At 46.9% G+C, this 21,174-nt stretch carries 15 protein-coding genes and 1 pseudogene; 6 read left to right on the forward strand and 10 right to left on the reverse strand.

What is annotated here, in order from left to right:
• Positions 1 to 40: 40 nt before the first annotated feature.
• The 3 genes from NC980_RS12460 to NC980_RS12470 form a co-directional block, all read right to left on the reverse strand.
• Positions 41 to 3,316, reverse strand: coding sequence for a type 2 lanthipeptide synthetase LanM family protein (locus tag NC980_RS12460; RefSeq protein ID WP_190375321.1), 3,276 nt, complete (start codon positions 3,314 to 3,316; stop codon positions 41 to 43).
• Positions 3,317 to 3,487: 171 nt separating this feature from the next.
• Complete coding sequence (locus tag NC980_RS12465) at positions 3,488 to 3,862, reverse strand: response regulator (RefSeq protein ID WP_190375322.1); 375 nt, start codon at positions 3,860 to 3,862, stop codon at positions 3,488 to 3,490.
• A 76-nt stretch (positions 3,863 to 3,938) separates the two neighbouring features.
• A complete protein-coding gene (locus NC980_RS12470) occupies positions 3,939 to 5,438 on the reverse strand; it encodes an ATP-binding protein (RefSeq protein ID WP_190375323.1) in 1,500 nt (499 codons plus the stop codon).
• Between the two features lie 180 nt (positions 5,439 to 5,618).
• On the opposite strand from NC980_RS12470, the gene NC980_RS12475 reads away from it, so the two are divergent.
• From NC980_RS12475 to NC980_RS12490, 4 genes are read left to right on the forward strand one after another with little or no spacing between them, the layout of a single operon-like run.
• Positions 5,619 to 6,092 carry a hypothetical protein gene (locus NC980_RS12475; protein ID WP_190375324.1) on the forward strand — a complete coding sequence of 158 codons (474 nt, stop codon included), beginning with the start codon at positions 5,619 to 5,621 and terminating at the stop codon, positions 6,090 to 6,092.
• A 24-nt stretch (positions 6,093 to 6,116) separates the two neighbouring features.
• On the forward strand, positions 6,117 to 7,121 hold the full coding sequence (locus tag NC980_RS12480; protein WP_242026527.1) for an acetylserotonin O-methyltransferase: 1,005 nt from the start codon (positions 6,117 to 6,119) through the stop codon (positions 7,119 to 7,121).
• Positions 7,122 to 7,148: 27 nt separating this feature from the next.
• The gene (locus NC980_RS12485) at positions 7,149 to 8,348 is read left to right on the forward strand and encodes a hypothetical protein (RefSeq protein ID WP_190375325.1); all 1,200 of its coding nucleotides are present in this window, start codon (positions 7,149 to 7,151) and stop codon (positions 8,346 to 8,348) included.
• 60 nt (positions 8,349 to 8,408) lie between these two features.
• Positions 8,409 to 8,933: a peptidoglycan-binding protein gene (locus tag NC980_RS12490; protein WP_190375326.1), complete on the forward strand. Its 525-nt coding sequence runs from the start codon at positions 8,409 to 8,411 to the stop codon at positions 8,931 to 8,933.
• Positions 8,934 to 9,505: 572 nt separating this feature from the next.
• Here the strand turns inward: NC980_RS12490 and NC980_RS12495 are convergent.
• The gene (locus NC980_RS12495) at positions 9,506 to 13,381 is read right to left on the reverse strand and encodes a PAS domain S-box protein (protein ID WP_190375327.1); all 3,876 of its coding nucleotides are present in this window, start codon (positions 13,379 to 13,381) and stop codon (positions 9,506 to 9,508) included.
• On the reverse strand, positions 13,374 to 15,287 hold the full coding sequence (locus NC980_RS12500; RefSeq protein WP_190375328.1) for a response regulator: 1,914 nt from the start codon (positions 15,285 to 15,287) through the stop codon (positions 13,374 to 13,376). The genes NC980_RS12495 and NC980_RS12500 overlap by 8 nt, the downstream gene beginning before the upstream one ends.
• Positions 15,288 to 15,499: 212 nt before the next feature.
• Between NC980_RS12500 and NC980_RS12505 the strand changes: the two genes are divergently transcribed.
• Both NC980_RS12505 and NC980_RS12510 read left to right on the forward strand, forming a co-directional pair.
• Entirely contained in the window at positions 15,500 to 15,847 is a 348-nt protein-coding gene (locus tag NC980_RS12505; RefSeq protein WP_190375329.1) for a hypothetical protein, read from the forward strand.
• A 107-nt stretch (positions 15,848 to 15,954) separates the two neighbouring features.
• Positions 15,955 to 16,779: an ADYC domain-containing protein gene (locus tag NC980_RS12510; RefSeq protein ID WP_190375330.1), complete on the forward strand. Its 825-nt coding sequence runs from the start codon at positions 15,955 to 15,957 to the stop codon at positions 16,777 to 16,779.
• A gap of 57 nt (positions 16,780 to 16,836) precedes the next feature.
• Here NC980_RS12510 and NC980_RS12515 read toward each other — a convergent pair.
• The 5 genes and pseudogenes from NC980_RS12515 to NC980_RS12535 all read right to left on the reverse strand — a co-directional run.
• Positions 16,837 to 16,994 (reverse strand): annotated as a pseudogene (locus NC980_RS12515) (arsenical-resistance protein); the annotation flags it as partial.
• A 7-nt stretch (positions 16,995 to 17,001) separates the two neighbouring features.
• The gene (arsJ, locus tag NC980_RS12520) at positions 17,002 to 18,264 is read right to left on the reverse strand and encodes an organoarsenical effux MFS transporter ArsJ (protein ID WP_190375331.1); all 1,263 of its coding nucleotides are present in this window, start codon (positions 18,262 to 18,264) and stop codon (positions 17,002 to 17,004) included.
• A 4-nt stretch (positions 18,265 to 18,268) separates the two neighbouring features.
• A complete protein-coding gene (locus NC980_RS12525; protein WP_190375332.1) occupies positions 18,269 to 19,279 on the reverse strand; it encodes an ArsJ-associated glyceraldehyde-3-phosphate dehydrogenase in 1,011 nt (336 codons plus the stop codon).
• Positions 19,280 to 19,439: 160 nt separating this feature from the next.
• The gene (locus NC980_RS12530; RefSeq protein WP_190375333.1) at positions 19,440 to 20,531 is read right to left on the reverse strand and encodes a PstS family phosphate ABC transporter substrate-binding protein; all 1,092 of its coding nucleotides are present in this window, start codon (positions 20,529 to 20,531) and stop codon (positions 19,440 to 19,442) included.
• A gap of 113 nt (positions 20,532 to 20,644) precedes the next feature.
• Complete coding sequence (locus tag NC980_RS12535; protein WP_190375334.1) at positions 20,645 to 20,974, reverse strand: metalloregulator ArsR/SmtB family transcription factor; 330 nt, start codon at positions 20,972 to 20,974, stop codon at positions 20,645 to 20,647.
• Positions 20,975 to 21,174 lie beyond the last annotated feature (200 nt).

Below are 21,174 nucleotides of genomic sequence, written 5' to 3' on the forward strand. Positions count from 1 at the left end.
TGCTATTCGGGTCATTTGAAGAAATGCTACTTGGTTGAGTTCACTGCCACAGTAGCACTGATGGCAATGCTTCTGGATTCGCTAAGCGCAACAACTGGTAGCCAATCCCAGCCGTTCCCTGGAAGAAACCAGGATTAAACATCGTTGGCAAATCTAAAAATAGCTGATATCCGCCAGCTTGCTCTGATTTTGAGATTGTCCAAGCTGCCTGTTGCTTAGCTTTCTCTTTCCAGCCTGATCGGGCATCAAGTTGTTCAGCTAGCAATAGTGCCTCAACTCGACCAAAATTGCCACAGCAAAGATGATCGATCGCCTGTGGATAGTTCATTGTCGTTTCTAGTGCAATTCTAATCTCTTGCTGTGCCTCATTCCGTTCTGAATCGGTTTCTAGCATCAATAAGCTTCCCATCCGAGCCAATCCAATTCCTGGAGCGCCATGACACCAACTCGTCATGAAGCTGGGCTGCTTGTGCCGCAGATCTGCCCAGTTTCTCACCTCTGTGGAGAAGTGATGCCGCTCGTATGCTATCCCTTCTTGGGCAGCCTCAAAATAGCAGCGATTTCGGGTTACGCGATAAAGTTTTAACAGAGCATAGGCGATGCCTGCTGCTCCATGAGAAAAGCCAGTCAACGGTGTCTCACTAATTGTTTTCCAGCTTTTGGGCAAACCATTGATGCTAACTTGATGCGTGAGGAGGTGATGACCACAGTATTCTGCTGCTGCTAAGACTTTTGGATCGCTACTGATCTCGTATAGTGTGAGCAATCCCAAAATTGCACCAGCCGCACCTCCAAGAATGTCTAGTTGATGATCTGTTGCGATCAGTTCTGGAGTGATATAGCGCGCAATCCGCTCTGCATCTTCTAACAGCGTCGGTTCTTGCAAGAATTGATTGATCCGAACTAAGGCGTAGATTAAAGACCCTAAACCTGTTGCACCGCCGATTCCCAAGCTGTTTGCAACTTTTTGAGAAAGCTCAATATCGGAATGATGCATCCACGATCGCAGGGATCCTAGTGCGCTGAGTGCCAAGGAACGATACTGCGATCGTCCTGTTATCATACTCATTGCCGCCAAAAATAAGGCAATTCCGCTCCTGCCATCGTACAGTGTGTCTCCCAGAGGACGGAACTGGAATCGCTCGACTTCAGGCAAATAGGTTAGGGCAATCCAACTGGCACTGCCATCTGGTTCGAGCAGCGCAGCATTCTCGATTTCCGCTGCGATCGCTTCTGCCTCGCGTAAAAACAATTCAGCCGTAGGAGATGCAATATTGTTGATCGTCTGGATCGGAGACGTGCGATCGCGGTTTGGAACACGGGCAATTCGCGCACAAAAGGCACCCCGAATCAATGTTACTTGCCGCGCTAGATCACCCTCGCTCAGTTGCTGAAGCTGCGCTTCTACCTCGCTAAAGCTAGAATGCTGAAAGTATTGTTCTACAACAGTTTGCGAACCCGACATTAACGCAACGTCTTCTGCCCTGACTTCAAAATGAGGAATATCAAGCTGTTCTAATGATTTCCGTTCTGCCTGTAGAATCGCCCATGCTTTTGGCTTAGTCGGTGATACTAAAAAAGCACGGCTAAGAACATCTAGTTCAATACTACGATCGATGCCGTTGCGGAGAAACTGAGGAGATAGCGACTTTTGCTTAATCGCATCGTAAATTTGAGTCGCGCGGAAGACAAATCTTACCCGTTGGTGCTTTAAGTTGCTTAAAGGCGAATTACTATCCAGCAATGAGGCGCGTTGCTGTAGCAAGAAACGATACATTTCCTCAAACCCTTCGAGCAATTGGGGAAGATAATTGTTAGGGGAGAGCGGTGTCCCATTTAAGACTGGCACATTTGCTTCTAGCGGCAAGGTCACGGATTCATATACTAGCCGCATATCATCGGTATTAATTGCTTTCCAGCAAGGCATCTTTCGTGGTGCTTGTTGAGGATCAACACTGCCCAAACCGCTAATATCAAAGGCAACTCGATTTTGCTTATTGAGTTCCCATTGAGGCAAAAGTCCTGTTCGCAGCACCGAATCCCAAAATTGTTGATCACTGCCATTCTGAGCATTGGTTGAGTTCCAGCTTTCAACCAAGGGATCAGCAGTAGGATGCATCAATGCTTCCATGTCAACTAAGACGAGATGCTCTCCGCTCGCGATCAAATTACCATAGTGACAATCGGTCGTTCGCAAGACGTAGAGCAGACAGAGCAACATTCCCGATCGCTGATAAAAACGCTGGGCAGCAAGTTCATCCTGACACGGTAACTGCTCTACATATTCGACCCAACCATGAGTGGTGCGATCGAGAACGCGCAACACTTTGAACGGAAGTAATTCACTCTGTTCATTGCACCAAGCGAGGAGGTATTGATAGGCAACTTCCAATCCTAGATCTCTCGGTTTATAGATTAGTTTTAATCCTGAATCAAAGGTCAGCGCGATCACTGTTCGCATTTGATGGTGGGCATCAGAAAGCGACGATTCCACTTGCGTCACTTGTCCGAGGGGTAATGATTCTGCGAAGGTATGTTGCAAATCAGCCCAATCGGTATTGAGGTGCTGAAGAAAATCCGCGGTCGCACTCACCCAAAAATCAACTGTTGTCGCAATCAATCTCCCTAGAACTGGGTAGGTTTGGAACAGAGTGAGCAGTCCATCTGATAACTGTTTTTCAACAAAGGCACGGTAATAGGTTGTACTGAGCTGTTCTTGAGGCGTGATGAATCGATTCAGTAAGGTCTGTCCGAGTGGACGAAAGCGCGAAAACTCAACATCCAAGGTAGGAGTGCAAAGTGCGATTAGTTGATGCAAAAATTGGCGTTCTATCTGAAGATAAGCACCTTCCGATAGAACCTGCATGGCGGTTGGGTTTATCTGTGCCCATAGCTTTTGACGAGCAGCTAAAAGAACGGGGAGCAAAATGTCTTCAAACGAAAGCGGTTTTTCTGGCTCTATAGGAAGTGCGACGGTTTTACGATCGTTCAAGCTTTGTTCTAAAGCCATTCGAACGATCGCCTGGAGTGTTTCTATCCAGCTGGAGTCAGGTAAGAGGCTTACTGGTTCGTCCTTTGGATTGACTGTGGATGCTGCCAAAACAGCCTTTACAGTTGCGCTGTCTAACCCATCCCACGCTAACCGTTTCTCAAACTTTTCCCAATTCCCTTGAGCGGCAGTTTCACACCACCGTTGTAAAATTGCATCGGTCTGCTGAGTTTGATGTTCTAGGGGAGGTTGCCCCCAATGATGATTGAATTGCTCCCATAAAGAGCTTGCTTGAAATGCAATTTGCATGAAGTCAGCATGGTTCACTACAGTACTCCTTGAGAAAGTAAATGCTGACAGATTAGCGCTAGATCAGGGAGAAATCGGGGTGATTGGTTAGGGTCGTGATGACTGAAATTTGGGGCTAAACAGACAAAGCCCGGCGTTTCGGACTGATCTCGAAACCGGGCTGTTAGTATGCGAAGGCACTCAAACGACTTAGCGCCAAGTCAAAGCATCAATAATCTGTTGGGCAAGGGTAAGCGGACGAAAGGGTTTCGTAAAAATAGCTGCAACGTCTAAATCATAGAGATTGTGCTGCTCCGAGGCTTGCACTTTAGCGGTCATTAGAATTACAGGAATGGATTGAGTTTCAGGTTGTTGCTTGAGGTGCTGTAAAGTGGCGCGACCGTCCATATTCGGCATCATCAGATCGAGCAGAATTGCATCGGGGTGATGTTGAGCTGCGATCGCAATTCCTTGTGCTCCGGAGCTAGCAGTGAGAACTTCCCAGCCCGCTCCCATTTGGAGACCGAGTGTTGCGATCGCTCGCACATCTTCTTCGTCATCCACAATCAAAATTTGCTTATGCATCGCAATCCTCTAACAACCTAATGCTTATAAGGTATCGCTGAATCGGGGAGAAGTCGGGGAAACACGGTTGAATTAATTAAATGTTGAGTGGCAATTCAATATAGAATGTGCTGCCTTGGTTCTCGGTGCTTTCTACCCAAATTCTGCCCCCATGCTGCTCGATGATATTACGACAAATGGCAAGTCCAAGTCCGGTTCCGCCTTTTTGACGAGCATCCGAGGCATCTACCTGCTGAAATCGCTCAAAGATAGTCTGGATCTGGTGGGAGGGAATGCCTCGCCCTTGGTCGCAAACACTAATACAGACACTTGAAGCGTGATCTGAACTGCAAGCCCGCATCTGAACTGTTGTTTGGGCAGATGAGAACTTAATTGCATTACTCAGAAGATTGGTCAAGGTTTGCACAATGCGATCGGGATCAGCATTGAGCAAAATCGACATTGGTTCTGTACTCAATTGAATCTCAGAGCGATCTGCCATTGCTTGCATTTCTTCAGTTGCCTGAGTCATCAAGTCAGCGAGATTGCACGATCTCCGATTCATCGTAATTTTGCCAGAGCGAATCCGTTCGAGGTCGAGAATGTCATTAATTAACCGGATCAAGCGTTCTGCATTTTTTATGCCGATATTAAGAACTTGCTGCCCTTGCTCAGTCAAGCTGCCTAACTGTCCACTACTGAGTAAATCAAGCGCTCCCATCATTGAGGTTAAAGGAGTGCGTAGCTCATGGCTGACTAAGGAAATAAATTCGTTTTCGAGACGTTTACGCTCGGTGATGTCGTTTGCAATCAGTAAAGCGCAAGTTGTTCCATTTAGTTCAATGCGATCGAAGGATAGCAAAATACTTTTAACATTGCCGGAGTGGGTAAGCAGTTCAAATTCTAAGTTATGAAAGGTTTCTGTGGTTTGAAGACGACGCAGAAAAGTGGCTGAATCGTGACCTAAATGTAGCTTTGTAATCGAACTGCCGATGACTTGATCTCGTGTGTAACCACTAATGCTGAGAAAGCTAGGATTTACTTCAATTAATTGCCCTTCAGGAACGGTCACGATCGCGATCGGATTAGGGCTTTGTTGAAAAATGGTGGCAAATTTTTCCTCTGCGTGTTTGCGTTCGTCTTCGACGCGCAAGCGTTCGCGAATTTCCTGCTGAAGTTGTTCGTTTTGAGATTGCAGTTGATTCTGAAGTCGTCTCAATGTGAGATGGGTTTCAATTCGAGCCAAGACTTCTTCGATCTGAAACGGTTTTGTAATGTAATCGACACCGCCTGCTTGAAATGCCTTTACTTTGTCGCTCACGGCTTCTAAAGCACTGATAAAAATGATAGGAATATCACGGGTACGATCGTCGGCTTTCAGGTGTTGGCAAACTTCGTATCCGCTCATCTGCGGCATATTCACATCGAGCAGGATCAAATCCGGCGGCATTACTTGAGCGCCTCGAATGCCCGTCGAACCCTTCGTAACGCTGCGAACCTTGTAGCCGTGTTCAATCAGCAGGGTTGATAACAGATTGAGATTTTCCGGCGTATCGTCAATGACTAGAATGTCGGCTTTTGGTGTAGGCTCAGGCATTGCAGAATTTCATTGGAACTCTCACTAGATCTTAAGGTGAGATCACCAGTCTCTAAAGTAATCTCAGCAAAAAAACGGATTTCCCCGATTCATGAACGAAACGAGTTGAAAATTCCCCGACTTCTCCTCGATCGTTGCCTACTGTAAGAGACATCAGTAAACCAGAAGTAAGAGGTTACTATGTTTCATCACATTTCAATCGCTGTGAATCAACCGTTACATGTTGCTAATGTTCTAGCAGAAGTGTTACAGGGTCGTTGTTTTCCCTTCCCTCCTCATGAAGGGAGCTATATCGTCATCGTCGATGATGGCTTCGGAACCGGAATCGAGCTTTATCCAGCTGATACTCAATTGACTCCAGAGCTAGACCAAGTTGGCTTCTCTTCAGGAAATGCTCAAACCTTTACGTCTGTTCATGCTGCTCTTTCGGTCACGGTCTCGCAAGCACAGATTACACAAATCGCTGATCGCGAAGGATGGCTGGTGCGATTGTGCGATCGCGGTCCCTTTAAAGTGATGGAATTTTGGGTAGAAAACAAATTTATGCTCGAATTGCTCACCCCCGAAATGGCAAAGGAATACCTGCAATTTGCTCAAGCTGCTAGCTATGAGGCATTTCTGAATCAAGCTGCGTCCCAACTTGTTGAAGCTTAGGAATTAACTGGAGCGAAAAGAATCATGATGACGATGGAAAGAGTAGAAGTTGCTCCGCAAGAGACAATGCTGAGTTTGATCGGTGGCTTTTGGGTTGCTCGATCGATTCATCTTGCTGCAAAGTTAGGCGTTGCGGATTTGTTTGATGATCAGCCGAAAACGATTGCTCAACTTGCAGCAGGAACACAGACTGATCCGCGATCGCTCTACCGACTCCTACGCGCCTTGGGCAGTGTCGGCATCTTTACCGAAGTTTCGGATCAATGTTTTGCACTGACTCCGTTGGGTGCAACACTCAAGAGCGATAGTCCTGGCTCAATGCGATATGCTGCAATGGCACAGATGGGAGATGACCATTCTTTAGGCTGGAGCAACGGGTTGCACAGCCTGAAAACGGGCGAGGTTGCGTTTGATGCCGCAGCAGGAATGCCGGTCTGGGATTACTATGCTCAACATCCTGAGGCGGGGAAGGTATTCTCGCAATCGATGACCAGTATGGGGACTGCGATCGCCGAAGCGGTCGCTGCAAGCTATGACTTTTCCGAATTTAGAACGATCGTCGATGTGGGTGGAGCGCAAGGAAGTTTGATTTCGGCGGTTTTGCGCTCACATCCTCACCTCAAAGGCATCTTATTTGATCTGTCCGAAATCATTGCGACTGTCAGTGTAGATGAGAATATTCAACCCGTTGCCGGAAACTTCTTTGAGTCTGTGCCAACGGGGGGCGATGCTTACCTGATGCGATGGATCATTCATGATTGGGACGATGAAAAATCCTCGATCATTCTGAGAAATTGTCATCGCGCGATGAGCGATCAGAGCAAGCTGCTGCTGGTTGAAGGCATTATTCCACCCGGAAATGAACCTGCTCCAGTAAAACTCATTGACATGATTATGCTGTTGATGACGGGCGGACGGGAACGCACTGAAGCAGAGTATCGATCGTTGTTACGATCAAACGGCTTTGAACTTACGCGCGTAATCCCAACACCCTCAATGCTTAGCATCATTGAAGCAGTAAAACGGTAAGCCTTCTGCACTCTCTTAAAAATCGCTATGAAACTATACCGCTTTCTGATGTCGTTTACCGTTGCGCTTGGTTTAGGCTTGAATGAATCTCCAAAAATTCCTGCTTTAGCACAAGCGCAACTTTCTGAAGGCAATCATGCGCTTAAGGTTGCACAGCGCTTAAATCGACCGATGCAAGCTCTGCCAAACGTCAATGGAATTCGCTTTCGAGCGTTGAACTATAAATTTTCAGAAACTCAATCACACCCAGGGTTAGAAGAAGCCATTCGTCGAGAGCTAAGCGGAGATGTTACGACTATTCGCTATCTTTACAACTCGATCGACTTAGATGGTGATGGACGCAATGAAAAGATCGTATATCTCGTTGGATCAACAACTTGTGGCACGGGTGGCTGTACGATGCTGATTTTCAGAACAACGGGACAGGGTTACAGCCTGATTTCACGACATACGATCGTCAATAACCCGATTGTCGTTAGCACCCAAAAAACGAAAGGTTGGCGGGATATCGTGCTGTTTGTCGGAGGCGGGGGTGGAAAGCCAAGCTACCACAGCTTGAAATTTGATGGTTCAGCTTATCCGAGTAATCCTTCGACGGCTCCAGAAGTTGCACCCGGAACCATCGTGAATGGAACTGCGATCGTCGCTGATCAAATTTCTCCGGGCGTGGGGATTGCTTTCGGTCAGCCTGCGAATCAATCAGGAAGCCTAACCCCGAAGCAGCAAGCCTCATTGAAGTCATTAGGAATCGCGATCGCAGTCCCCAGCTTCATCCCTGCGGGTTACACCGTTAGCAAAGTCGAGGTTAAACCTTGCCCTGCCAATGCACCTCGTTCGGATAAAGGCACGTGTCGATTTGGGCCCCAATACGGCATTGTTTATCGTAACGCGCAACAAGATCGCTGTTTTGCGATCGAAGCCACCGGTGGTGGTATTGGTGGGGTTCCAGCCGAATATGAAGTCAAAATCAATACTCAATTATTCGGTGAAACTTCACTCTTGTTTGGTGAGCAAAATGGCGAATTCAAAATGCCCTCATCGCAGCAGCTTAACTCGCCACAGCCCAATTTATTAACAGATTGGGCGGGAGTGGGTCCGTTCTATCGCATTAGCGGATCTGAAATAGTGCAGAAATCTTATTACAAAGGTGCATCTGCTCAGTGCCGCAATACGATTACGCCAAATGAAGCAACGAAGATTGTGCGATCGCTGTCCTGGCTCAAGTAGCCGCTATTGTCCTTTCACATTCACTCAACTATCCGGTGTACAACACCAAGGAAGCAAATCATGGAATCAACTCAAGTGAACTTACAAGCCTCTGCGATCGATCTCAAAGCAGTTTGCCGATATTTCGAGCCGTTCAAATACCAGCATCAATCCGGAGCTGTCAACTGGTTAGAAACCCAACTATCTTATCCGACTTTTCGCGCCTTCACTCAACGGTGGGAAAATCAAGCCGTTTCTCCTGATCCAGTGCTGCGACTCAATAGCACAGGTGCAGCCGTCTACGATCTGCAACAATTATTAAATAAAACCGGAGCGAAGCTGCTTGTCGATGGTAGTTTTGGTGCGAAAACACAGGCAGCCGTGATCCAGTTCCAGCGCAACAATGCTTTAACCGCAGATGGTATTGTGGGCAACCTCACCTGGGCAACTCTCAGAAAATTAGTCGATCAACGCTACTTGTGGAAGATGTTCGATGCTTACAATCCGACTGAAAAGCCGCATCAAACCCGCGCTTTAGATTGGCTGCAAACCCAAATTTCGACGGCTACTTTAACTGAATTCGCTCGTCGCTGGCGGAGTGCTTAACCCTTACGTTTAAACCTGTGCAGCATAGACATGAATGCTAGAACACCGTCCTAGCATTCATTTTTTAGGTCGATGTTGCAATTTCTGCAACTTATACCGAATTAAACATAGAATGCGAAAGATCATACTCAAAGTCCCCCATTCTGGGGGATTTAGGGGGCGAGAATCTGTCGCATCCACAAATCAATTTGGTATTAGCCGAATGAATCGGAGTGCGATCGCTACACTGAATCCATCGTCACAGATTCAATCATTATGAATGCTTCTCTTTTCCTTCGAGCGACTATCAGTTTGCTACTCTTCGGCGGTGTAGTTTCAACCTCGGTTCAGTCCGTCACAGCACTCTCTCTGATTCAAAGCACCAAGGCTGAACCGATTAAAGATCCTTAACGTTGTACCGCTTCCTTATTAAACAGACCGTTGAAGAAATTTCAGATTGCAAATCCGCGATCGATCCTAGCCATCCACTCTTTCAACAAATCAATCAACTTTACGACAAAACTGTTGAAACGGTTTATCGTGCTGAATCTTGCTAGGAGGAACATCGGCTGGATGGTTGCGATCGAGATAGTTTATTGAGAAAGTTCAGTAATTTCGTCAAAACAAAACTGTTGAACTAACTCCGTTAGTGCGATCGCAACTCGTTGATTCGTCTCTGGGATTTGCTGAACCAATTGCAGGATTCGGTCAGCATCGACAGCAAGTGAGGCTTGATGCAGTTGTGCAATCCAATCTTGAGGCATTGTCGCAAGCATTACACGAGTTAACGTTAACTCAGGCGATGAATCAATTGGATGTTCGTTATCTTCTTCATACAGATAGTTCACCCCAAGATGCTTCGCGAGTTTCTCAAATAAGTGAGCTTCTCGAAAGGGTTTTGCTAGAAAATCATCGCAGCCAGCCGCCAGAACTGAAGCACGCTGTTCTTCAAAGGCACTGGCGGTTAATGCCAGAATCTTGGGTCGAGTTTGAGCCGATTCAAGCACCCGGATTTGCCGAGTTGCCTCATAACCATTCATGATCGGCATTCGCATATCCATCAGAATGAGGTGCGGTTGCCATTGCTGCCATTGTGCGATCGCATCTTCTCCATTCACGGCTGATTGGGTTTCAAATCCCACCATTGTTAACAATTGCTCGACGAAATCTCGATTCTCAGAGCGATCGTCAACAACTAAAATTCGATATCGGGGTTGCTCTGGTGCTAGTTGCAGCACTCGCTTTGAAGTCGAGGTAGGTGCAACTTCTGTCGGATTCGCGATCGCGATTTGAATTTCAAAGGAAAACGTTGATCCTTGTCCCACAGCTGATTCAATGTGCATCTCTCCACCCATCAATCGCACAAATCGCCGACTAATGGTTAACCCAAGCCCTGTGCCTTCTCGCAGTTGAGAACCACTACTGGTTTGAATAAACGGGCGAAATAGCTGCTCGAATTCTTCTGGAGCAATTCCCTGTCCCGTATCTTGAACTTTGAATTGCAGCGTTAATTCTGACTGCACGGTAGCTTCTAGCGTAATGCTGCCACTGTCTGTAAATTTCAGGGCATTGCTCAGCAGATTAATTAGGACTTGGCGCAGTTTGTTTTCATCGGTTTGAATGTACTGAGGCAGATTGGGCGCGATCGCAAAGTTCAGCGCGAGTTTCTTTGCTTTCGCTCGAATCAAGAACATCTCTTGTATCGTCTGTAAAAGATGATGCAGATCAAAAGAAACCACATTCAAGGTTGTTCGTCCTGCTTCGATCTTTGACATCTCCAGCACATCATTGATTAAATTCAGCAAGTGTTCACCGCTGCGATTGATAATGGCAAGGGAATCGCGTTGGCGCTCAGGAAGAGCAGCATCGCGTTCTATCAACTGCGAAAAACCTAAAATTGCGTTCAATGGTGTACGTAACTCATGGCTCATGTTAGCTAAGAATGTACTCTTTGCTAGATTTGCTGCCTCAGCCGCTTCTTTGGCAATGCGTAAATCGGTTTCGGCTTTGTGTCTGGCTCGTCCGATCGCAATCAGTTCGCTCACAAGCTTGAGACAGTTGATATCTTCTTGACTCCAATCTTTCTGAAAATGAACTGTGTCTATTCCCAAAAATCCAGTCACCTGACCGCGATAGATCACCGGAACACCAAGCACCGATTGAATCGACTGACGGGTAAATAGCTGTCGCTCTGGTGTTTCTGGCATCGTCTGAACATCAACCGTATGCAGGGCTTGTCCTGAGAGAAACTGTTGATGCAAATGGGGATACTCAAAAACACTCGACCCTCTTGCTTCAGGTGTCAGTGGGGCAATTCCATCACCACACCATTCGTAAACTAGTTGGCATCTTGTCTGGTCAGCATCGTACTCGAAGATTGTGCCGCGTTCTGCGCCAATATGACGGGCGATCGATTCTAAAGCAAGATGAATCGCGGTTTCTGCATCCTGGTCAATAAACTGCCGAGAAAGATAGCTGAGTAAATGATCTAACCTCGCTCGACGTTGCAGCGCTCTTTCGGCACCTTTACGATCGCTAATATCTCGCACCATCGCTAAAACATGCGGTTTTCCATTGTAAAAACAAGTGGTTCCTTTAACTTCAACATCAACCAGGCTGCCATCCTTGCGAACATCAACTGCTTCACCACAGAACGGCTGCTTTAAGGTCATTGCTTCGAGAAAGCTATGAAATACCGATATACTGTCTGGATGAATATACTCCGATGGATGTAACGTTAAAAACTCCTCGTATGAGTACCCATGCATTTGGCAAGTAGCAGGGTTCACTTCGACCACAGTGATTGTGTCAAGATCCAGGATGAACAAGGCATCAGTAATCGCCTCAAAGATCGTGCGATATTGTGCTTCTTTCTCCTGTAAGGCTTGTTGTTGAGCTTGCAACAGCCCATTCTGCTGAAGCAATATTGCTTCAGCTTGTTTTTGTTCCGTGATATCGGTTTTGGTTCCGATCCATTCTTGAATGTTGCCCTGCTCATCGAGGATGGGCACGCCCCGAACTGAAAACAATCGATACTCGCCGGATGCCACTTGAATGCGTTGCTCTACTTCGTAAACTTTCCCAGAGCGAACTGCTTCTAGCCAAACTTCTGCGGTCGTTGCTCGATCGTCTGGGTGAATGCTCTCGAGCCATCCCCATCCATTTGCGCTGGCTTGGCTGCGTCCAGTTAACGCACACCAAAGCGGAATATCTTCGACCACTTCTCCGACCGCATTGGTCATCCAAACAGCTTGAGCCGTTGCCGTCACAAAAGCCCGATATCGCGCTTCACTCAGACGCAAGGCTTCTTCGGTTAATTTACGATCGTGAATGTCTCGCGCGACGCCAATGATTTGTAATTCTCCGTCCACTCCAAGAGTCGGTGCAACGTTGACGACTTGCCATCGGTAACTGCCGTCTTTGTAAAGAGATCGACATTCAATCCCGGCTTGCGGTTCACGGGTCTCGACCATCTGTTGGTTCAGCTTAAAACACAGTTCAGCATCGTCAGGATGCAGAAATTGAGGGAATGGTTTCCCAATCATTTCTTCGGGCAAGTAGCCCATGACGTTGATGACGTTTGGCGAAACGTAGCTAAAAATTCCCTCTGGTGTATTGACAAATAAAATATCATTTGCGTTTTCTACAATGTTGCGAAAGTGTTGTTCGCTGCGTTGCAAAGCCGCTTCGGTTTGTTTGCGATCGCTAATATCTCGAAAGAATGTAATGCGTCCATAGTACTCGCCAGTAGAAGATTTGACGGCTTTGCTGTGACGTTCGATCGTCCGCCCATCTTTCAACGAAAGCTCATCGTAAAGAACTTCGTCTAAGTTTTGATAAAGCGCTTCGATGCGTGCTAAAAAAGCGTCTGAGTCTTCAAGCTGATTTGCAACCATTTCGGCAACCCGCCGAGAATTTTGAGTTGGTAAAATCTGAGGCAGTCGCCAGATTTCGCAAAACTTTTGATTGTAGTCCACGATATTGCGATGTTCATCTGCCACCAAGATGCCATCGATCGACGCTTCTTGTTGTGCTTTCAGTAGAGCATTACTACGACGCAGTTGTTCTTCAATGGCTTTCTGCTCGGTGATATCTCGCAAAATCGTGGAGACAAATTTGAGCGATCCATCTGAATTTTTGTGCGTGACAATGATTTGAGAAGCTGAAATTTCTCGTTGATCTCGTGTGAGAAGAACTGTTTCTCCAGCCCAGATTCCGTCTCGAAGCGCGATCGGAAAAGCTTCTTCCAACAAAACTTTAGCGACTTCGGGCGGATGATATTCTGAAATAGTTTTTTGCGATAAGTCTTCGGTATCCCCAAATCCTAATGCTCGACGTGCAGCCTGATTGAAATAGAGAGTGCGTCCTGTTGCGTCGGCAATACCAATTAAATCCACAGCGGTTTCTAAAACCGTAATTAAGTCTTCACGTTGCAGTTGTTGAGCTTGAGGGGTTAGTGCTTCACTCATGAATTGATCCTTCTAAGCAGAGACTTGCAGTTTGATAGAGCGATCGTAGCGTGAGTCCATCGGTTGGATAGTTCACTACGGCAGAACGATAAATCAGATTCGGAGCTTCAAACGGTTGTCGTTGCAGCATTGCGATGACTTCTGATAACTGCTCATTAAACTTTGCTTTTGTGGTTTGAGAACTGGCAATTATAAATTCACCATTTCTCCAATAGCCAAGAATTTCACCGTTGCAAAAACTAGCTTGCAAGCATTGTCCAGTTTGTTTGAGAATCTGATTCCCAATCGTGTGACCCTGCTGAATGTTGATTTGTCTTAGCGTGGGAATGTAGAGAATTGCAAGGTAAGTTGTTTGATGGTTGCGGAATTGAGCTTCGATCGCTTGACTCGAATAAAACTGATTTGCCAGTCCGGTAATCGAATCTTTGGTGCTCAGTGTTTGTAGCAGTCGCAATCGCTCCAACCGCTGTGTGAGCCGTGAAAGTAATTCTTGCCCAACGATCGGTTTGACAACATAGTCATCGGCTCCGGCTGCAAAGATTTGTTGAACGGTTGCAGTATCTTGATGAGCGGTGAGAAAGACGATCGGTAAACTTTGCCAAGCTGGATTTGCTCGAATCGCCTGACAGAGCGCAACTCCATTCATCTGCGGCATTTCCACATCCAGAATCAGCAGATCGGGATTGATCGCTGATAAAACCGTCCAAAATTGCAGTGGATTATCGATTCCTGTTAAGCACATTCCCCAAGGTTCAAGAAGCTGTTTCAAGGTGGCAAGAACGATCGGATCATCATCGACTGCCAGAACTGTCCAAGAGCGGAGAGATGATTTAGAATCTTTCCCATCGCGGGGGACTTCAGATTCAAACTCATCTATTTTTGGAAGATTTAGGGGGCTTCCACTCGTTTCGACCGGAGCTGAAGGATTCAGAATATCACCCAAGCGTCGAACCAGCGATCGCACTTCTTCCGCTGGTAATTCGGCTTGTCCTTCAAACTGTTTTTCAAGCTGTCGAGCAATCTGTGTTCCTTCATCTCGATCGAACATCCCTAAAACCCCCGCTAACTTATGAGCAGCGCGTTCTGCTGCCTCTCGCAGTTCAATTGGTAAGGGGTAAGTATGAGCTGATTGTTGCAGCACCGCAAATCGTTCTGCCATTAACCCACGATACTGCTCCCAAAGCTGTGCAACCTGATTGTCATAGGATTGCGCGGATTGTTCCTGATTGGCTTCAATGCCTTCGCGCAATCGATATCCCAACCCATACACGTTCTCAATCCAATCAACTGCACCGCCTGCTTTTAGCTTCTGCCGCAATCCTTTAATGTGAGATTTGACGCTCTCTTCCTGAGGCGGATCGTCAAACGTCCAAAGATGCTCGATGATGTCTCCACAGCTAAAAACGCGACTAGGATGGCGTAGAAACAATTCGAGCAAACTATACTCTTTCGGTGTCAGCGGCAGTAGTTTCTCAGCATAGGTGACTTGGCACGATCGCGGATCGAGCTGTAATTTTCCAATGGTCAAAACTGGGCTTGCTGCTACCGTTCCCCGTCTCAACAAGGCTCTAACTCGGGCTTGAAGCTCTCCCAAGTCGAATGGCTTTGCTAAATAGTCATCTGCCCCTGAATCTAAGCCTCGAATCCGATAGGTGCTGTCATCTTTGGCGGTCATCAATAAGATTGGGGTTCCACAACCGCGATCGCGAATTCTCTGGCAGAGCGTGATCCCATCCAATTTAGGCAATCCCACATCAATCAGGATCAGGTCATAAGTTGTGCTCTCAACGCATTCCCACCCAATCGCGCCGTCCTCTGCTGTGTCTACTGCGTAATGGTGTTCACTCAACGATCGTGTAATCGCGTCTGTCACGATCAAATCATCTTCAACTACTAGAACCCTCATATCTATCGCTCACCTAGCCGTAAAGCGATTGTAAGGTAATTCATCCCGCGTCTTAAAGCATTCTTACAAGAACGCAACAATCGAGCAGGCATAAATTAGTTTTTCTCCTCTAGTTCTCCCCGATTATTCTCTATCTTGAGAAACATCAAGCGAACAGCTTACATTCAAGCTTCGCTAAATCTCAACTTTATGACCACAACAAGAGGACAATTATGAAGCGTCAATTCTGCACTGTTGCTATCCTGACAACTCTGGGTGTTTTGTCTTTTGCATCGATCTCGAAAGCTGGAGTCGTCTTAAATGGCGCATCAATGGATGGTTCCACCGTCGAGCATACCCAGCCGTCTCTTCAATCTGACGAGCCTTCTAGTTCAAACTTGGATGGATCTAACCTAAACGGCACATCATTGGATGGTTCTACCGTCGATCACACCCAACTGTCTCTTCAATCTGACGAGCCTTCTAGTTCAAACTTGGATGGATCTAACCTAAACGGCACATCATTGGATGGTTCTACCGTCGATCGGGCTCAGTCGTCTCTTCAATTGAATAATCTCTAGTTTTCAGTTTCAGGCGATCTGCTTGAGACTTGTCACTCATGACTTAAGCCCGTGTCTTGATTTATTCGAGGCATGGGCTGCTGAATCGCTTTACGCAATCCTAGCTTATGCAACAATCTTGGTTTAGCTCTCTATTTTGCCTGTCGATCGCGATTAACATTGGCATTGTTGATTTTGCTAAATCTCAACCGAACCCTGCCGCCTCGATCAATGCTCTAGCACCGGAAAGTACGATCGTTGGCTTTGATGCTCAGGGACATCGCTTGAAGTTTCAAATTCGCAGTGTCGAACTGGATCAACAAGACCCACAGCAAGAAACTTACCTTTACACGGTGTTCTATCAAACCAAAAATCAGACTTGGCAAAACTATTGTCGAGCAACGACTCACTTTGCAGCGAAAGCAATTGCACTTCGAGGAACCTGGGATCGCAGAGGCACTTACCAAGGGAACGAAAACCGCATCACGTTTAGTTGCCTAAGTGGTGCATTAGCAAAGTGTGTTCGCTTAGGCTATAGACCTTGGCAAACGATCAAAGGGCAATCGCTCAAAGAGTATCATCAAGCTTGTGTACGGATGATTCGTGCCGATTACTGTGGCGATGGAACAACGCACACCCAGGATGGAACGCGAATTGATGTCTACGATCGCTTAGGAATTCAAAAACGGAATGGAGTCCCTGGGATGAGTTTTGAAGCAGCATGGGGCATCGATGGAGCGCGATCGATCCACCATACCCGCTATCCAGAAGCTTTAGCTTATGTGCAACGAGTTTGTCCGCATCGACTTGCAAGCAACACAAAAACAAATCAGGCTCCGCTCGCTCAATTGCAATCTTCTGCGCTCCTATTCAACGATTCTGCAATCAAGGAGTTGAACAGTAGTACACCACGTCTAGACCGAGATTCACCAAAATCGAAGTCTCATATCTAGCGGCGTGACCCAACACAGCGCGGATGGGGCGGTCGCTTTTTCGGGTTCACGGGGAAATCAGGCTGCTGTCCGTTTATAAACTTCAACCAGCATTAGCATCACCGGAACTTCAATCGAGACACCTACCACTGTTGCCAGTGCTGCGCCAGAGTTTAAGCCAAATAGAACGACAGCAGTTGCGATTGCGATCTCAAATGATTACTCGCTCCAATTAACATTGCGTTAATCTCCGTCTTTCGCTTTCCAGGCAATCGCTTTACTTGGCTGGGGCGTGGGTAATTTGAGAGAAATTAAGGCGGCAGCTAGAACAAACACTGCCGAAGTCCACAGGCAACCGATCAGCCCAAAGCTTTGATAGATTAGCCCTGATAAAACGGTTCCTGCTAATCGCCCTCCAGAGTTTGCCATGTAGTAAAAGCCAACGTTCAGGGCTACTTTGTCATCATCGGTATACGCCAGAACCAAGTAAGAATGAACGGCTGAATTGAAGGCAAAAACGACACCAAAAATCATCAATCCACCGACGATCGCATAGTTTGGATTCACTCCAGCCGCTAGCGCGATCGCAATCAATACAGGCACGATCGTTAAGGCCAATGTCCAAAACCGAATCGTGCTGGTCGAGGGTGGGCGACCTGATCCAAATCGTTTGATCAAGGTCGGTGCAGAGGATTGAATGATGCCATAGCCAATCACCCACATGGCCATGAATCCGCCAACCTGGTAGAACGACCACCCCAGCGGCCCGCGCAGAAACACAGGTAAACCCACCACAAACCAAACATCACGAGAGCCAAACAGAAAGAATCGTGCAGCCGACAGAACGTTGATTTCGCGACTCTTGGAAAATAGCTGCGTGAACTTCACCTTGCCCTTAATTTTGCCCATGCCACTCGGCAGCAACAATCCGGTGAACATCAACACAAACAGTCCACCTGCCATCAGCCATAGAGAATGCACAAAGCCGATCGAAGCCAGTAATGCGGCTCCTAAGAAAAACCCTGCCCCTTTGAGCGCATTTTTCGATCCGGTGAGAATTGCAACCCATTTGAAGAGCGAGGATTGGGCATCTTGGGGGACGACTAACCGAATTGCACTTTTGGAACTGAGCTTAGTCAAATCTTTCGCAATTCCGGAGAATGCCTGAGACATCATGACATAAGCGATCGCAAACCCCTGTGCCCAACTGCGATCGAGAAACGACAACATCATCAGCGCGAAGATTTGCAGTCCAATCCCGGTGTAAAGCGTCGCTTTTAGACCTAGCCGAGAGCCAATCCAACCCCCAAAGAAATTCGTGATCACGCCAAACACTTCGTAAAACAAGAATAGGAATGCAACTTGTAAAGGCGGGTAACCAATTTCATAGAAATAGAGCAGCACTAACAGTCTGAGCGCACCATCGGTAATTGTAAAGCCCCAGTAAGCAAGCGTTACGAGAATATAGTTTTTGAGATTGGCACTAGATGCGGTTGTAGAGGACATAAGATTAGTTCAGACTCAGTGCAACTTTTCGAGTGAGTTCAACCATGCGATTCGAGTAGCCCCATTCGTTGTCGTACCACGCCAGGATTTTCACCTGTGTTTGATCGACAATCATTGTCGAGAGAGCATCAATGATCGAGGAGCGGGGATCGTCTTTGTAATCGATCGATACGAGTGGACGTTCTTCGTATCCCAAAATGCCTTTTAACGCGCCTTCCGAGGCTTCTTTTAGGAGTTGATTCACTTCTGCGATCGTGGTAGGTCTTTCGACTTCAAACACACAATCAGTCAGCGACGCATTGAGTAATGGCACTCGAACAGCTAAACCATTGAGCTTGCCATTAAGTTCAGGGTAGATAAGCCCGATCGCCGTTGCTGATCCTGTTGTCGTTGGAACAAGCGATAAGCTGGTTGCTCTTGCTCGACGCAAATCTTTGTGAGGGGCATCGACGATCGTTTGAGTGTTCGTATTGTCGTGAATCGTCGTAATAATGCCATGCTTGATGCCTAACCCTTCATGGATCACTTTCACAACGGGAGCTAGACAATTTGTGGTGCAAGAAGCTGCCGTCAGCAGGTGATGTTCGTTGGGCTGATACAGATAATCATTGATGCCCATAACAATGTTGAGTGCGCCTTGTTTGACTGGAGCCGCCACAATCACCTTTTTCACACCACGCTTGAAATAGGGATCGAGCGTTTCCGGGGTGCGAAACTTGCCAGAGCATTCTAGAACAATGTCAACGCCGTAATCTTCCCAGGGCACATCGCCAGGTTTAGCAGACTCGCTGAACGTGACGGGTTTGCCATCGATCAGAATGCGATCGTCTCCAGCTTCCACGTCCGGTATCCAACGCCCATGCACCGAGTCGAATTTCAGCAGATGAGCTGCCGTTTCTGCACCACCTTTCACTTCATTGATGTGAACAAACTCGAATTCTGACCACCCCCAAGCGGCGCGAAAATCTAGTCGTCCAATCCGCCCGAACCCATTGATTCCAACCCGTATAGTCATGGCTTTATTTTGAGAAATTGCAGATTCATATCAAATTAGTTTGATATGAATCTCACTATAGATCAAACGGGTGCTGAAATACAGCAATTTTCTAGATAATTTTCTAAAAAAAATTGATACGTTTTTGAGAAACTACACCAGCGCTCGATTAAGGCAGACTTTAGAACACGGCTTGCTTCCGTAACAGTTCAGCGATCGTTAAGTCAGGCTGAGGCAATCCCTCAAACACTGTGCCAACCTTACCTTGATAGAAATGGAGGTTGGTCAATCGATATCCCTCATCTGGTAAGGGAATGTAGCCGACTTGTGTGACTAGATTCTTAGCATTCTTGAGATAGTACTCAACAAAAGCTTGGAGTTCTGGCTTCTGTTGAGCTGCGCTGATATTGACGTAGATGAACAAAGGGCGAGAGAACGGGCGATACTGCACTTTTTCAACCGTTTCGCGGGACGGTAAAATTGCCCCTCTACCTTTTCCATCATCTATTGCCAAGGCTCTTAGTTCATTTTGCTTCGCTTCATAGTAGGAAAGCCCGAAGTAGCCGAGTGCATCTGGATCTTTGCTCACACCCGCAACTAACTCGTTGTCATCTTCACTCGCGGTATAGTCTGTTCGGCTTTCCTTCGGCTTTCCAGTTAGAACTTCATTGAAATAATCAAACGTTCCAGAATCCTGCCCTGCGCCATAGAGTTTCAACGGACGATTGGGATACGATGCCCGAATCTGATTCCAGTTGGTAATCTTACCCTGAGCAGCAGGCGACCACACTTTTCTCAGTTCCTCAACCGTGATGTCTTTTGCCCAAGTGTTCTGAGGATTAACTGCGATCGTGAGCGCATCAAACGCGATCGGTAGTTCATAGAATCGAACTCCTGCTTTTCCACAAGCCTGCATTTCTGCTTTCAGAATCGGGCGAGAGGCATTATTAATATCGGTTTGACCCGCGCAGAATTTTTTAAAACCGCCCCCTGTGCCAGAAAACTGAATATCAATCTGATCTGCTTTGTCACCCTTTGCTTGACGGTACTCTTTCACTATCAATCGGGAGATCGGAAACACGGTACTCGATCCATCAATCTTAATGCCCGGGTAGGAAGGAATCGCTGGATTGGTAATATCTTGAGGTGCAGTCGTCGCTTGGAATGGGTTAGAGTTAGCGGTTGGATTCGAGGTACAACCTGAAATCCCAAGGGTTAATACGACGCAAGTGCCTAGCAGTCGTTTAAAGGGAATGGATGTTTGAAGGGTCATAGTGCATCCACCATTGGTTGAATAAGGAATGCACTCATCATTTCAAAAAATCTTGATGGTTTTAAGTGTTCTGCAAAACATTCAACATTAAAAAATGTGAAGGAATTGATGGACTATTCCTCATCCCGACATTTCCGCACGGGAAGAATCGGGCTAAAGCGGCGGAATTCCGCAAGATACTGCTCCAGCACGACAAATTGTGTCAGATTCAGGCTGTAGTAAATCCAGCGTCCCTCTTGCCGTGCCTGAACCAGTTGTGCCTCTTTCAGAGTCTTGAGATGAAAGGAGAGTTTCGATTGGCTCACGTCTAACGCTTCGCACAGATCGCAAACACACAGTTCGCGATCGCGCAAGAGATCCAACACTTGAACGCGCAAGGGATCAGACAGCGCGTGAAAGCCTGCAGCAATAATATTTGATGAAACATCGGCAGTTTTTGGCATCAACTTTTCTTAAAATGATGAGGTAAGTGCTTTCAGTTTAATATGCCATTTCATCAAACGGGGAGTACCGGAGTGACAATTAAGCGATCGCCTCGTACTAAAATCGATCGGTACTCTAGACACAGCAAGCGAGCCAACCACCTGCTGTGTCTCTATGCCGCGTCACTTAACACAAGGTGTCCAAGCTCAGCTTGGGTTTG

This window comes from Leptolyngbya sp. AS-A5, assembly GCF_039962495.1.
Classification (GTDB): Bacteria; Cyanobacteriota; Cyanobacteriia; order Leptolyngbyales; family Leptolyngbyaceae; genus Leptolyngbya.